11 protein-coding genes and 1 pseudogene are annotated in these 14606 nt (G+C 74.9%); 5 read left to right on the top strand and 7 right to left on the bottom strand.

Features of this window, described 5'->3' with window-relative positions; translation table 11 throughout:
* Positions 1-8: 8 nt before the first annotated feature.
* The 4 genes and pseudogenes from trpB (at position 9) to lgt (ending at position 4267) form a co-directional block, all read left to right on the top strand.
* Positions 9-1280, top strand: coding sequence for a tryptophan synthase subunit beta (gene trpB / locus ACFYP3_RS25785; RefSeq protein WP_388836910.1), 1272 nt, complete (start codon positions 9-11; stop codon positions 1278-1280).
* Positions 1277-2104 (top strand): tryptophan synthase subunit alpha, encoded by an 828-nt coding sequence (gene trpA, locus ACFYP3_RS25780; RefSeq protein ID WP_388836907.1) that lies wholly within the window; start codon positions 1277-1279, stop codon positions 2102-2104. The genes trpB and trpA overlap by 4 nt, the downstream gene beginning before the upstream one ends.
* Positions 2105-2215: 111 nt before the next feature.
* Positions 2216-3007: pseudogene (locus ACFYP3_RS25775) on the top strand (DsbA family protein); the annotation flags it as partial.
* A gap of 276 nt (positions 3008-3283) precedes the next feature.
* Entirely contained in the window at positions 3284-4267 is a 984-nt protein-coding gene (lgt, locus tag ACFYP3_RS25770) for a prolipoprotein diacylglyceryl transferase (RefSeq protein WP_388836904.1), read from the top strand.
* Positions 4268-4340: 73 nt separating this feature from the next.
* Here lgt and ACFYP3_RS25765 read toward each other — a convergent pair whose 3' ends face one another.
* The 7 genes from ACFYP3_RS25765 to ACFYP3_RS25735 form a co-directional block, all read right to left on the bottom strand.
* Positions 4341-5156 carry an HpcH/HpaI aldolase/citrate lyase family protein gene (locus tag ACFYP3_RS25765; RefSeq protein WP_388836901.1) on the bottom strand — a complete coding sequence of 272 codons (816 nt, stop codon included), beginning with the start codon at positions 5154-5156 and terminating at the stop codon, positions 4341-4343.
* Entirely contained in the window at positions 5153-6328 is a 1176-nt protein-coding gene (locus ACFYP3_RS25760; RefSeq protein WP_388837003.1) for a CaiB/BaiF CoA transferase family protein, read from the bottom strand. The genes ACFYP3_RS25765 and ACFYP3_RS25760 overlap by 4 nt, the downstream gene beginning before the upstream one ends.
* 248 nt (positions 6329-6576) lie before the next feature.
* Positions 6577-7539, bottom strand: coding sequence for a ribokinase (gene rbsK, locus ACFYP3_RS25755; protein ID WP_388836898.1), 963 nt, complete (start codon positions 7537-7539; stop codon positions 6577-6579).
* Positions 7536-9026, bottom strand: a complete 1491-nt coding sequence (locus tag ACFYP3_RS25750; protein ID WP_388836895.1) for an ADP-ribosylglycohydrolase family protein — start codon at positions 9024-9026, stop codon at positions 7536-7538. The genes rbsK and ACFYP3_RS25750 overlap by 4 nt, the downstream gene beginning before the upstream one ends.
* Positions 9023-10168, bottom strand: a complete 1146-nt coding sequence (locus tag ACFYP3_RS25745; RefSeq protein WP_388836892.1) for an ADP-ribosylglycohydrolase family protein — start codon at positions 10166-10168, stop codon at positions 9023-9025. Before ACFYP3_RS25745 ends, ACFYP3_RS25750 begins: the two co-directional genes overlap by 4 nt.
* Positions 10165-11679 carry an ADP-ribosylglycohydrolase family protein gene (locus ACFYP3_RS25740; protein WP_388837000.1) on the bottom strand — a complete coding sequence of 505 codons (1515 nt, stop codon included), beginning with the start codon at positions 11677-11679 and terminating at the stop codon, positions 10165-10167. Before ACFYP3_RS25740 ends, ACFYP3_RS25745 begins: the two co-directional genes overlap by 4 nt.
* Positions 11680-12293: 614 nt before the next feature.
* Positions 12294-13280, bottom strand: coding sequence for an ADP-ribosylglycohydrolase family protein (locus tag ACFYP3_RS25735; RefSeq protein ID WP_388836889.1), 987 nt, complete (start codon positions 13278-13280; stop codon positions 12294-12296).
* Between the two features lie 260 nt (positions 13281-13540).
* Between ACFYP3_RS25735 and ACFYP3_RS25730 the strand changes: the two genes are divergently transcribed.
* Positions 13541-14272: a VIT1/CCC1 transporter family protein gene (locus ACFYP3_RS25730; RefSeq protein WP_388836886.1), complete on the top strand. Its 732-nt coding sequence runs from the start codon at positions 13541-13543 to the stop codon at positions 14270-14272.
* Positions 14273-14606: the final 334 nt, after the last annotated feature.

Below are 14606 nucleotides of genomic sequence, written 5' to 3'. Positions count from 1 at the left end.
ACTGGCACATGTCCAGCGAGTTCTTCATTCCGGACCCGGAGGGTCACGTCCCCAACGCCGAGGGTTACTTCGGCGACTTCGGCGGCAAGTTCATCCCGGAGGCGCTCGTCGCCGCCGTGGACGAGGTCGCCGTCGAGTACGAGAAGGCCAAGGGCGACCCGGCCTTCGCGGCCGAGCTCAACGACCTGATGGTCAACTACACCGGCCGCCCCAGCGCCCTCACCGAGGTGCCCCGCTTCGCCGAGCACGCCGGCGGCGCGCGGATCTTCCTCAAGCGCGAGGACCTGAACCACACCGGCTCGCACAAGATCAACAACGTGCTGGGCCAGGCGCTGCTCACCAAGCGCATGGGCAAGACCCGGGTCATCGCCGAGACCGGCGCCGGCCAGCACGGCGTGGCCACCGCCACCGCCTGCGCGCTCTTCGGCCTCGAGTGCGTGATCTACATGGGCGAGATCGACACCCGGCGCCAGGCGCTGAACGTCGCCCGCATGCGCATGCTGGGCGCCGAGGTCATCGCCGTGAAGTCCGGCTCCCGGACGCTGAAGGACGCGATCAACGAGGCGTTCCGCGACTGGGTCGCGAACGTGGACCGGACCCACTACCTCTTCGGTACGGTCGCCGGCCCCCACCCCTTCCCGGCCATGGTCCGCGACTTCCACCGGGTCATCGGCGTCGAGGCCCGCCGCCAGATCCTGGAGCGCGCCAGCCGGCTGCCCGACGCCGTCGCGGCCTGCGTCGGCGGCGGTTCGAACGCCATCGGCCTCTTCCACGCCTTCATCCCGGACACGGGCGTCCGCCTCGTCGGCTTCGAGCCCGCCGGGCACGGCGTCGAGACCGGCGAGCACGCGGCCACGCTGACCGCCGGCGAGCCCGGGATCCTGCACGGCTCCCGCTCGTACGTCCTCCAGGACGAGGAGGGCCAGATCACCGAGCCGTACTCCATCTCGGCCGGCCTGGACTACCCGGGCATCGGCCCGGAGCACTCCTACCTCAAGGACTCCGGCCGCGGCGAGTACCGCGCGGTCACCGACGACGCCGCGATGCAGGCCCTGCGGCTGCTGTCGCGCACCGAGGGGATCATCCCGGCGATCGAGTCCGCGCACGCCCTCGCCGGCGCCCTGGACCTCGGCAAGGAGCTGGGCAAGGACGGCCTGATCGTCGTCAACCTCTCCGGGCGCGGCGACAAGGACATGGACACGGCGGCCCGCTACTTCGACCTGTACGACACCGACGGTGAAGTGGCCGACAACGAGTTCTCCGAGGGGGACGACAAGTGAGCTCCACGCACGGACGCGGCAACATCGAGCTGCTGAGCGCCACCCTCGCCAAGGCGAAGGCCGAGGACCGCGCCGCCCTCGTCGCCTACCTCCCCGCGGGCTTCCCGACCGTCGACGGCGGCATCGAGGCGGTCAAGGCCGTCATCGCCGGTGGCGCGGACGTCGTCGAGATCGGCCTGCCCCACAGCGACCCGGTCCTCGACGGGCCGGTCATCCAGACCGCCGACGACATCGCCCTGCGCGGCGGAGTCAGGATCGCCGACGTGCTCCGCACCGTCCGCGAGGCCCACGAGGCCACCGGCGCCCCGGTCCTCGTGATGACGTACTGGAACCCCATCGACCGCTACGGCGTCGAGCGGTTCACCGCCGAGCTCGCGGCGGCGGGCGGCGCCGGCTGCATCCTGCCGGACCTGCCAGTGCAGGAGTCCGCGCTGTGGCGCGAGCACGCCGAGAAGCACGGTCTGGCGACCGTCTTCGTCGTCGCTCCCAGCAGCAAGGACGAGCGGCTGGCCACCATCACGGCGGCCGGCTCCGGCTTCGTCTACGCCGCGTCGCTGATGGGCGTCACGGGCACCCGCGAGTCCGTCGGCAACCAGGCCGCGGACCTGGTGCGCCGCACCCGCGCCACCAGCGACCTCCCGGTCTGCGTCGGCCTCGGCGTCTCCAACGCCGTCCAGGCCAAGGAGGTCGCCGGCTTCGCCGACGGGGTGATCGTCGGCTCGGCCTTCGTGAAGCTCCTGCTGGACGCCCCGGACCCGGCCGCCGGGCTGGACGCCGTACGGGCGCTGGCGGGCGAGCTCGCGGAAGGCGTACGCAGGAGCTGACGGCGCGCGTTCGATCGAAAACGTGGACCTCTGATCGGGTTCTGTAGCCCGATCGGGTGGAAAAGCGGGCAGGGGGGCACGCGAGTGCCTCCCTGCTTCGTTTGGCCGAACGTGAGCGAGAAGAACGACGGTGCCAACCGCGATGCGACGAAACGATCGGCCAGGGAGCGACTCCAGGAGGAGCGCCAGCGGCAGAAGACCCGGGACAAGCGCCGGCGGACCCTCATCGTGGCGTCGGCGGTGGTCGGCGTCCTCGGCCTGGCGACCGTCGTTGGCGTGATCGCGGCCAACACCGGCAAGAGCGGCAGCTCCAAGGCGGGCCCGGTGACCGCCCCCTCCGGCGCGAGCGGCAAGGACGCCCTCGCCATCCAGACGGGCAAGCCCGAGGCGAAGTCCACCCTGACCGTGTGGGAGGACTTCCGCTGCCCCGCCTGCAAGTCCTTCGAGGACAACTACCGCGACACGATCCACGAGCTGGAGGCCAAGGGCCTGCTCAAGGTCGACTACCACCTGGTCACGCTCATCGACGGCAACATGGGCGGCAGCGGTTCGCTGAAGGGGGCGAACGCCGCGGCCTGCGCGCAGGACGCGGGCAAGTTCACCGAATACCACGACGTCCTCTTCCAGAACCAGCCGCAGGAGGTCGACGACGCCTACGGCAAGAACGCCAAGCTGCTGGAACTGGCCGGCAAGGTCAACGGCCTGGACACCCCGGAGTTCCGCTCCTGCGTCGAGAACGGCACCCACGACAGCTGGGTGGGCAAGTCGCACCAGGCGTTCGTCGCCGGGAAGTTCCGGGGCACGCCCACCGTGCTCCTGGACGGCAAGAACATCTTCGCGGACGAGGCCCATCCGGTGACCCCGGAGAAGCTGAAGGAACAGGTGGAGGGGGCGGCCAAGGGCTCCGGCGGAACCGGCGCGGAAACCGGGGCCGGCAAGGCCTCGCCGTCGACCGGATCGGGGACGAAGGGCGGGGCGAAGGCCTCGCCGTCGGCCACGAAGACCGCGGGCGACGGTTCCGCGAACCGCTCGTCGACCAGTTCCTCCACCAGCTCCTCGAACGGCTCCTCGGGGGACTGACGGAGCAGCGGTTACCGGCCGGTCCATGTCTGGATTTGGTTTCGTCTTGCCGGGCGGGTTGCCGTCCGCACCGCCCGGCAGGGTAGCGTCATGTCTGCCATGGACATTGCTTACATCCCCAGTCCGTCGACCGGCGTGATCCATCTCGGACCGATCCCGCTCCGCGGCTACGCGTTCTGCATCATCATCGGCGTCTTCGTCGCCGTCTGGCTCGGCAACCGTCGCTGGATCGCGCGCGGCGGCAAGCCGGGCACGGTCGCGGACATCGCCGTGTGGGCGGTGCCCTTCGGTCTCGTCGGCGGTCGCCTCTACCACGTGATCACCGACTACCAGCTCTACTTCGGCGAAGGCCGCAACTGGGTCGACGCCTTCAAGATCTGGGAGGGCGGCCTCGGCATCTGGGGCGCGATCGCGCTGGGCGCGGTGGGCGCCTGGATCGGCTGCCGGCTGCGCGGGATCCCGCTGCCGGCCTGGGCGGACGCCCTGGCCCCCGGCATCGCGCTGGCTCAGGCCTGCGGCCGCTGGGGCAACTGGTTCAACCAGGAGCTGTACGGCCGGGCCACCGACCTGCCGTGGGCGGTGGAGATCACCGCGGGCCCGAACCGGGACGCGGGCACCTACCACCCGACCTTCCTGTACGAGTCGCTGTGGTGCGTCGGCGTCGCGCTGCTCGTCATCTGGGCCGACCGCCGCTTCACGCTCGGCCACGGACGGGCCTTCGCCCTGTACGTCGCCGCGTACTGCGTGGGCCGCGGCTGGATCGAGTACATGCGGGTCGACGAGGCGCACCACATCCTGGGCCTGCGGCTGAACGTCTGGACCTCGATCGTCGTCTTCGTCCTGGCCGTGGTCTACCTGGTGCTGTCGGCGAAGCTGCGGCCGGGCCGGGAAACGGTGGTCGAGCCGGACGCCCCCGGCACCGAGGGCGACGACGCGGAAGCCCCCGCCGAGGCCGCCGACGAAGCCAAGACCCCGGTCCTGACCAAGGACGAGGCCAAGGCCAAGACCCCGGTCCTCACCAAGGACGAAGCCGGCGCCGAGGCCGACGCCGAGGCCAAGGCCCCGGAAGCGGGCAAGCTCTGACCTCACCGGTCCCGAAGGGGGGTCCCGCGCACCGCGCGGGACCCCCCTTCGCGCTGCGGGCAGCGGCTGCCGGTCAGCGGGCGGCCGTGCGCGCGGCGAGCGCGAGGGTGCGGTGCGCCCCCGCCACCACCGCCGGGTCGACGAAGCGTCCGTCCGGCAGCGCCAGCGCCCCCGGCGTGGCCCGGGCCGCGCTCAGGACCTCCACGGCCGCGTCGACCTCCTCCGGCGCCGGGAGGTAGGCCCGCTCGATGACCGGAAGCTGGCGCGGGTGGATCGCCGCCCGGCCGAGGAAGCCGAGCGAGCGGCCGCGGGCACACGAGTCGGCCAGCGCCTCCAGGTCCCGGATGTCCGGGAACACCGACTGGGCCGGCGGCGCCAGCCCGGCCGCACGGGCCGCCACCACCACCCGCGACCGGCACCAGTCCAGGCCCGCCTCCGCGCTCACCGCCAGATCGGCCCGCAGGTCCGCCTCGCCGAGGGAGAGCCCGCGCAGGGCGGGGTGCGCGCGGGCGATGTCGTACGCGCGCTCCACGCCCAGCGCCGACTCCAGCAGCGCGTGCAGGCCGACCCCGCCGGTGCGGTCGGCGACGGCGCCGATCTGCTCCGGGGCGCTGATCTTGGGCAGCCGCAGCCCCGCGAGCCCGCTCAGGCCGCCGAGCGCGTTGAGGTCGGCGCCGCCCCAGGGGGAGTCCAGGGCGTTGACCCGGACGTGGACCGGGACCGCGGGCTGCTCGCCGAGCAGTTCGGCGGTGGCGGCGCGGGCGTACTCCTTGCGGGAGGCCGGTACCGCGTCCTCCAGGTCGACGATCACGGCGTCCGCCCCGCAGCGCAGGGCCTTGGCGACCACCTCGGGGCGGTCGCCGGGTGCGTACAGCCAGGTCAGGATCACAGGGCCCCCTCGGTCCGCAGCGCGGAGATCTCCGCCCGGGTCAGCCCGAGCTCGGTCAGGACCTCGTCGGTGTCCGCGCCGTGCGGGCGGCCGGCCCAGCGGATCCCGCCGGGGGTCTCGGACAACCGGAAGAGGATGTTCTGCATCCGTAGCGGGCCCAGCTCCGGGTCCTCGATCTCGGTGACCGTGTCGAGCGCCGCGAACTGCGGGTCGGCCATCACGTCCCGGATGTCGTAGACGAGCGCCACGGCCGCCTCCGCGTCCTCGAAGGCGGCGACGACCTCCTCGGCCTTGTGCCGGGCGATCCAGCCGCCGACGGCGTCGTCCAGGACGTCCGCGTGCCGGGCCCGCCCCGCGCCCGTCGCGAACCAGGGCTCCGTGATCAGCTCCGGCCGGCCGACCAGCCGTACGACCCGCTCGGCGATGGACTGGGCGGAGGTGGACACCGCCAGCCAGCGGCCGTCGGCGCTGCGGTAGGTGTTGCGGGGGGCGTTGTTCGCGGAGCGGTTGCCGGTGCGGGGCTGGACGTAGCCGAGCTGGTCGTACCAGAGCGGGTGCGGGCCGAGCACGGTGAGGATCGGCTCGATGATGGCCAGGTCCACGACCTGGCCGTGCCCGGTGCGGTCGCGCCCGGCCAGGGCCGTCATGACCGCGTACGCGGTGGTCAGCGCCGCGATCGAGTCGGCGAGCCCGAAGGGGGGCAGGGTCGGCGGCCCGTCCTGTTCCCCGGTGATCGCGGCGAAACCGCTCATGGCCTCGGCCAGGGTGCCGAAGCCGGGGCGGTTGGCGTACGGGCCCTGCTGGCCGAAGGCCGTCACGCGGGCCAGGACGAGGCGCGGGTTGGCGGCGGACAGCTCGGGCCAGCCCAGACCCCACTTCTCCAGCGTGCCGGGGCGGAAGTTCTCGATGACCACGTCGGCGGTGGCGGCCAGGCGCAGCAGGGTGTCCCGGCCGCCCGGGGCGGACAGGTCCAGGGTCATCGTCCGCTTGTTCCGGCCGAGGAGCTTCCACCACAGGCCGATGCCGTCCTTGGCGGGGCCGTGGCCGCGGGAGGGGTCGGGGATGGCGGGGTGCTCGACCTTGACCACCTCGGCGCCGAAGTCGCCGAGCAGGGTGGCGGCGAGCGGCCCGGCGAAGAGGGTGGCCAGGTCGAGCACGCGCAGCCCCGCCAGGGGCCCGTGCCCGGGCCGGGCATCGGCGGGGCCCGCTCCGGTGGGGCCCGGCCCGGTGGGGCCGGGCGCGCGCCGGGGCGTCTGCTCGGGCGCCGCACGGGGCTCGGGGCCGCAGGGTGCGGCGGCGGTGCGTTCGGCGCCCCGAGGGGATCGCCCCGAGCCGCCCCCGCCCCCGGCGGCGTACGCCCGCGGGCCGCCGGGGTCCGACGGAGCGGCCCCGTCCGCCGGGGGCCGCGGTCCGTCGGGGGTCACGAGGCGGCTCCGTTCCCGGCGTCGCCGCAGCCGCCGGCGGCGAAGCCGGCGGGTCGCTGCTCCGCCTCCCGCCCGGCCAGGGCATCGGTCTCGGGGCGGGTCGGCATCGAGTCCTGCGCGCCGGGTCGCTGCACGGACAGCGCGGCCGCCGCCGAGGCCCAGCGCAGCGCCTCCGGCATCGGCCGGCCCTCGCCGAGGGCCACGGCGAGCGCGCCGACGAAGGTGTCCCCGGCGGCGGTGGTGTCCACGGCCCGGACCCGGGGCGCGGGCACGGAGAGGGGCTCCCGGCCGCGGGCGGCGTACAGGACTCCGGCCGCGCCGAGGGTGATCACCACCTCGGGCACGTCGTGGAGCAGGGCCTCCGCGGCCCGGCCGGGGTCGGTGAGGCCGGTGAGGGCGGACGCCTCGTGCTCGTTGGGCACGAGGAGGTCGGTGGCGGCGAGGAGTTCGGCGGGCAGCGGCTGGGCCGGGGCCGGGGTGAGGACCGTACGGACACCGTGCGCGCGGGCGGCGAGGGCGCCGGCGAGGACGGCCGTGAGGGGGAGTTCGAGCTGGAGGAGGAGGGCGCCGGCGGCGGCGATGCGGGCCTCGTCCCCGGCCTCCAGGCCGGTGACGCGGGCGTTGGCCCCGGGGATCACGATGATGCTGTTGCCGCCCTCGTCGTCGACGGTGATGTGGGCGGTGCCGCTCGCGCCCTCGACGGTCCGCAGGCCCGCGGTGTCGATCCCGTCGGCGGTGAGCGCGGAGCGCAGCCGTACCCCGAACTCGTCCGTCCCGACCGCGCCGATCATCACCACCTCCCCGCCGGAACGGGCGGCGGCGACGGCCTGGTTGGCGCCCTTGCCGCCGGGGACCGTGCGGAAGGCCCGGCCGGTGAGGGTCTCCCCGAGACGGGGGGTCTTCGGGACGTAGGCGACGAGGTCCATGTTCGTACTGCCGAGCACGGCGATTGCCGTCATGAGCGTGCTGCCTCCTGTGCGGTGAGGTGGGCGAGGAAGTCGAAGCCGATGCCGTCGAAGCCGGGGACGGTCGTGGCGAGACGGTTCTTGAGCGGGGCGGTCCAGCGGTCCGGGAGGGCCCTCGGGGAACCGGCGAGCAGTGCGGCGAGGGCGCCGGCGGTGGCCCCGTTGGAGTCGGTGTCCCAGCCGCCGGACACGGCGCGGCAGACGGAACGGGTGAAGTCCCCGTCCGCGTGGGTGAGGGCGGCGGCGATCAGGGCGGTGTTGGGGACGGCGTGCACCCAGTGGTAGTGCCCGTAGCGCGCGTGCAGCCGGTCCACGACGAGGTCGAAGTCCGGTTCGTCGGCGGCCGCCCGGATCCCGAGGCGGACGGCCTCGGCGAGGCGGGAGCGGGGCGGTACGACGGCCAGCCCGGCCCGCAGCGCGGTGTGGACGTCGGCCCGGCCGGTGGCGGCCTCGGCGGTGGCGGCCGCGATGAAGAGGGCGGCGTAGACGCCGTTGCCGGTGTGCGTCAGGGCGGCGTCCCGGTAGGCCTGGGCCGCGGCGGCGGCCGGGTCGCCCGGGTTGGTCCAGCCGTGGACGTCGGCGCGGATGAGGGCGCCGATCCATTCGCGGAAGGGGTTGTGGTGGGTGGCGGTGGCGGGCGGTTCCAGCCCGAGCAGGAGGTTGCGGTACGCGACGCGCTCGGCGGTGAAGGTCCGCCCGGCGGGCAGTTCGTCGAGCCAGAGGCGGGCGACGTCGGCGGTGGTGAAGCCCTTGCCGTGGCGCTGGAGGAGGACCAGGCCGAGCAGGGGGTAGTTGAGGTCGTCGTCCTCGGGCATGCCGTCGATGTTCTCGGCGAGCGAGGTGGGGGCGGAGCGGCGGTTCCAGGGGTGCGCGGCCAGTACCTCCGCCGGTACGCCGCGTTCGCTGAACCAGTCGTTCAGCGGCCAGTTGCCGGTGGCGCGGGCCAGCGCCCGGATCCCCTCCAGGGGGAGCTTCTCGACGGGCTTGCCGAGCAGGCAGCCGACGGCCCGCCCCAACCAGGCGGCTTCCAGCCGGGTCCGCAGCTCCACGTCCGGGTCCTGCCCGGCCGGGTCGGGGTCCCGGTCCCGGTCCGGAGCCGGGGAGGCGGCGGGGCCGGGGTCCGGGGTGGGGGCGCCGGCGGGTCCGCGGGCGCGTCTGCGGGCGGGGCGGGGCCAGTCCGGGCAGGCGGCGACGATCGCCCGCCAGGGCTGCGGTTCGGCGGCGGACAGCGGGGACTTCTGCGCGGCGAGTTCGTCCAACAGGCCGACCGCGAGGGCGCGGAGCTCCGGCGGGGCCGGGGTCGGGGAGGCGCCGGCGCGGTCCGGGGCCGGGCTGCCGCCCGCCGCCAGCCAGGCGCGCCGGGCCGGCTCCGGGTTCCGGCCGTCCTCGGCCGCCTGGCGCAGCTCGTGCCCGATCAGGTCCTCGGGCTGGGCCCACGTGAGCCGGACGGAGTCCGGGGCGCAGGCCGCGGGCGCCGTCACCGCGGGGCCGAGATCGCGGTGAAGGCCGACTCGTGGGCCCGGCGGCGGTCCCGGTCGAGGGCGAAGACCTCCCGGGCCACGGCGGCCATGGCCAGCGCCGGGGCGTGCAGGTCGAGGCGGCTGGCCTCGGCGACCTGCTTGGCCCAGACGGCCGGCACGACGGCCTCGCCGCCCAGGGCCCCGGCGATCGCCCCCGCCATGGTGGCGATGGAGTCGCAGTCGCGGCCGTAGTTGACCGCGCCGAGCACCGAGGCCTCGTACGCGCCGTCCGCGACCAGCAGCATGCCCAGCGCGATCGGGAGTTCCTCGATGGAGTGCAGCCGGGAGGGGCGGCGGGCGTCGAGCGAGGGGGCGCGGTAGTCCGGGCCGACCGAGTCGTACGGGGCCACCGCCGCCCGCAGCGGGGCCAGCGCCGACTCGAAGTCCCGGTGGCCGGCGGCCACGTCGCGGACGGCGGCGATCGCGGCGCGCGTGCCGTCCTTGGCCAGGGACAGGGCCGTGTCCACCACCGAGGCGGCCGTCGCGCCGGGCACGCACGCGGCCGCCACCGCCGCCGCGAACACGCCCGCCGCCTCCCGCCCGTACGAGGACTGGTGCGCGCCGGCGATGTCGAGCGCCTCCGTGTACGCGCCCGCCGGGTTGCCCGCGTTGGCGAGGCCCACCGGCGCCATGTACATCGCCGCCCCGCAGTTGACGATGTTCCCGCTGCCGGCCTCGCGCGGGTCGACGTGGGCGTAGTGCAGGCGGGTGACGATCCACTTCTCGGCGAGGAAGATCCGCTGCAACGGCAGCGCCTCGGCCTCCAGTTCGGGGATCCACCGCGGGTTGTTCATGAGGTCGGGGACCAGGTGCTCGGCGATCGCGTGCGCGTCGAGGTGGTCGCGTACGGCCTCGTACACGCGGACCAGCGCGTGCGTCATCAACGTGTCGTCCGTGACGTGCCCGTCGCCCTTGTGGTACGGGGCGATGGGGCGGGCCGTGCGCCAGTTCTCGTGCCACGGGCCGACGATGCCGTGCACGCGGCCGCCGTGCCGTTCCACGATCTGGTCCGGGGTCCAGCCCTCCACCGGGCCGCCGAGCGCGTCACCGACGGCGGCTCCGACGAGGGCGCCGCAGGCCCGGTCCTCCAACGTGAGCGTCATGTCCGAATCATCCCCTGAGGTTTGGGTGAGGTGAGTTCCGTACGCGCGAGGAGCGCGGCGAGTTCCACGAGGTCGGTGCCGGCGAGGCGGGGGAGGGCGCAACCGGACAGGGTGCGGCAGGCCTCGCGCCAGGCGGCGGGGATCGAATCGCCGCCGCCGAGCACGCCGGTGAGGGCGCCGGCGAGGGCGGGGGCGGAGTCCGCGACGCGGGACAGGCACGCGGCCGCCGGGACGGCCTCGGTCACCCTGCCGCGGGCGGCGGTCGCGAGGGCGAGGGCCACGGGGACGGTCTCGGCGGCGGCGATCCCGTAGCTGTAGACGTGGTCCACGATCTCGTGTTCGAGGAGGGGGACGATGGCGAAGGCGCCGCCGTCGCGGGTGCGCGTACGGGTGCGGGCGAGGGCCACGGCGTGGCGGGCGTTGCGGCCGATCTCGGTGGCCTCGGGCAGCTGGGCGAGGGCGGCCTCCACGGCGGCGTCGACGTCCGCGGTGGTGAGGGCGGTGGCGATGGCGGCGGCCATGGCGCGGGCGCCGTGGACGCCGTCGCCGTCCTGGGTGTAGCGGGCGTCGAACTCGGCGAGGTCGGCGGCGGCCGCGGCGTCGCCCGGGTGGACGACGGCGAGCACGCAGGCGCGGATGCAGGCTGCGTCGTCGAAGTAGTGCGGGTTGTCGTGGCCGGTGGCGGGCGGGCGCAGGCCGGTGGCGAGGTTGCCGAGGCCGGCGCGTACGGAGATCCGGGCGCGCAGGGGGAGGACGGCGGACTCGACCTCGGGCGCGCGTTCCGCGGCTGCGGCGACCTCGGAGGCCAGGGCGTTCCAGGCGAGGTCGATCGCGGCGCGCATGCGGCGGGACCGGGAGAGGTCGCTGAGCAGTACGCCGGCGGCGGTGAGCACGGACTCGGCGACGAAGGCGGCCCACTCGGCGTCGTCGGACGGGCCGAGGCGCAGGGGTTCGGGGGGCTGGTTGAGGGCGATGGGGACGGGGAGGGTGGTGGTGGCGTTCTGCTCGGCGAAGGTGTCGAGCTCGCGGGTGAGACGGCGGGTCCACTCGGGCATCCGGCTGGCGCGGTGACGGGCGGCGGGCCACCCGGCCGCGTCGCCTGCGGCGAGGCCGAGGAGAAGCCCCTCGATCCGCCGGGCCCCTGCGGGGGGCTGGGCGGGTACGGGGTCGGGCCCTGCGGCGGGCGCGTGGGGTGCGGGTGCGGGGGCCGGCTCGACGGTCCGAGATGCCCATGCGGCGGGCCTGGCGGGTGCGGGGGGCGGTGCGACGGCCCGCGGTGCCCCTGCGGGGAGCTCGGCGGCGGGGGCAGGCGGTGCGGCGGGCGATGCGACGGTCCGCGATGCCCCTGCGGGGGGCCTGGTGGGTGCGGGGGGCGGTGCGAGGGCCCGCGGTGCCCCTGCGGGGGGCTCGAAGGCGGGGGCAGGCGGTGCGGCGGGCTTGGCGGGTGCGAGGGCGGGGGCGGGGGCGGGCTCGACGGTCCTCGGCGCGCTCGCCGGGGCCCGCTCGACGATGCGGTCGATGGCCCGGACCCCGGCGATCCGGAGGCCTGGCCCTCCGCCGAGCACCCCGAAACCCACACCCCCACCCCACGCGACCGTGACCGCAACGCCCACCAGTGGCCCGCCCTGGGCGAGGGCCGGACCTCCGGCTCCGCCCGAGGCCCGGGCCAGCGCTTCGGCCGCGCTCCCGCCCCCGGCCACGGTGGTGGGTACGGCCGCGGCCCCGGCGAGGGCTCCGCCTCCGGCCCCGCCCACGGTTGCGGGTACGGCTTCGGCCACGGCGAGGGCTCCGCCTCCGGCCCCGCCCACGGTTGCGGGTACGGCTTCGGCCACGGCGAGGGCTCGGCCTCCGGCTTCGCCGCCAGCCCCGCCGCCGGTGGTGGGTACGGCCCCGACCCCGGTGAGGGCTCCGCCCTCGGCCACGGCTTCGGCTCCGGCGAGGGCCCGGCCTCCGGCTCCCGCCCCGGCCGCCCCGGCTCCGGGGAGGGCTCGGCCCCCGGCCACGCCATGGGCTCCGGGTTCGGCTTTGTTGGGGGGCGGGGGTGGGGTTCCGGGGTCCTGGTTTGTGCTGGGGTCGGGGAGGGCTGGGCGGGGGTCCGGGGCCGGAGGGGAGGGGGGCGGGGGCGTCATCGGGAGGCCTCGTATTCGGGGGTGAGGAGGTCCGCGATGTCGAGGACGTGGTAGCCCCGCATCGAGGGGAGGCAGCTGCCGCGGACCGGCCCGATGGCCGAGGACCAGGCGTCGGGGATCGCGGCGGCGCCCGACATCGCGCCGGCGAGGGCCCCCGCCACCGCCGCCGTGGTGTCCGCGTCGCGGCCCATGTTCACCGCGGTCAGGACCGAGGAGGGGAAGTCGCCCCGGCAGGCGGCGAAGGCGCCGAAGGCGAGGCCGACGGCTTCGGGTGCCAGGTCCGTCCACGGGTAGCCGCCGATGACGACCGCCGAGCGCACGGCTCGCTCCCCGCGCGGGGCGGCGGTGGCCGCCCGGCGCAGGGAACGGGCCGTCCAGGAGTCGGACGGGATCACGGACAGGGCCGCGGAGACCACGGACGCCGGGCTGCCGCCGGCCATGGCCGCCGCCACGCCCGCCGCCACCGCCTGGCCGCCGTAGATGCCCTCGCCGTCGTGGCTGACCGAGCCGTCGATGGCGACGAGCCGGGCCGCTTCCGCGGGCCGGCCCGCCGCGAAGACGCCGAACGGCGCCGCCCGCATCGCGAGACCGTCCGACCACGCGTGCCGGTGCTGGGCGGAGATGGGGGCGGCGAGCCCCCGGCGCAGGTTCTCCAGCGTGCCGCGCTCCGAGAAGCCGGCGCCCCGGAACGGGCCTTCGTCGAGGTCCGCGATCCAGTGGTGCCAGGCCCGCTCGACGTGGGAGACCGTGAGCGCCGAGCCGTGGCGGGCCAGCAGCAGCCCGGAGAAGATCGCGTACTCGGTGTCGTCCGTGCCCGCCGGGTCGTCCGACACGAAGCCTTCGATGCGGCCCCACTTCGCCCGGATCTCGGACGGCTTCATGTTCTCCGCCGGGGCGCCCAGCGCGTCGCCCACCGCGAGCCCGAGAAGAGCGCCCCTGGCCCGTTCGAGGAGGACCTGCGGATTGCATGCAATCAGCTTCACCGGCTCCATGGCGCGCCTCTCCCACATTGGATGGGGCTCATCATGAGCCCTTGGGGGATTTGTGCCATGGCATGTGGTTTGTCGCTCGTCGCAAAACACCCCGCGAACCCTGTCGTCACCCGGTCGCCGACCCGCAAAAGCGCAGGTAAGTACGGCCTTCCTTGCTGGCGGGCGACCGAAATCGTGCGTAGTTTCGAGGTGTTCAGGGGGAGCGGGGTGTCTCGCGGCACCCGTTGGCGCAAATGGGGAGATATCTCATCATGTCCATCATCGACATCGAAGCACCGCTGCACAGCGCGCACCGGGACAACCACACCCACCGCGACGTCAACGGCGGATGGCTGCGGCCGGCCGTCTTCGGTGCCATGGACGGGCTCGTCTCCAACCTCGCCCTCATGACCGGCGTGGCCGGCGGCGCCGTCGCCCCGCAGACCGTGGTCATCACCGGACTGGCGGGGCTCGCGGCCGGCGCCTTCTCGATGGCGGCCGGCGAGTACACCTCCGTCGCCTCGCAGCGCGAACTGGTCCTTGCCGAACTGGACGTGGAGCGGCAGCAGTTGCGCAAGCACCCGGTGAGCGAGATGGAGGAGCTGGCCGAGCTCTACGTCTCCCGGGGCGTCGAGCCCGCGCTGGCCCGCGAGGTCGCCGTGCAGCTGTCCCGCGACCCCGAGCAGGCGCTGGAGATCCACGCCCGCGAGGAGCTCGGCATCGACCCCGACGACCTGCCCTCGCCGCTCGTCGCCGCGGTCTCGTCCTTCGGCTCCTTCGCGCTGGGCGCGCTGCTCCCCGTACTGCCGTACCTGCTCGGCGCCACGACCCTGTGGCCGGCGGTGCTGCTCGCGCTGGCCGGGCTCTTCGCCTGCGGCGCCGTCGTCTCCCGGGTCACGGCCCGGTCCTGGTGGTACAGCGGCGTGCGCCAGCTCGCCCTCGGCGGCGCGGCCGCCGGTGTGACGTACGTCCTGGGAACCTGGATCGGCGGAGCCGTAGGCTGACCGGCCTCGGAGTGAGACACTATGCAGCGGACCACATAAGTAGTCCATTACCCGGCGGTTTCGATCCCGTGTCCGCAGGGAATCAGACCAGGGCTCCGGGCAACGATGCCCGCCCTGCACCCGGGACCTTCGCCTCGTGTCGCGTCGGTCTGCGTTCGTGGAACGCCGCGGAAGTCCCCTCTTTCTGCTTCGCGCAGTGTCCGCATGCTGGAATGACGTATCCGCTTCTCGGGATTGTCGTCATCATGTAATCTGCACGAAATTTCGCAGAGGGCCAACGTCGTCCCTCGGCTATGCACATATGCCACGACGACGACGGGAGAGCCGATGCGTT

Source organism: Streptomyces sp. NPDC005533, from assembly GCF_042871845.1.
In the GTDB taxonomy this organism is placed as follows: Bacteria; Actinomycetota; Actinomycetes; order Streptomycetales; family Streptomycetaceae; genus Streptomyces.
Note: the sequence above shows the minus strand (reverse complement) of the source record. Positions and strands in the feature narration are given on the sequence as shown.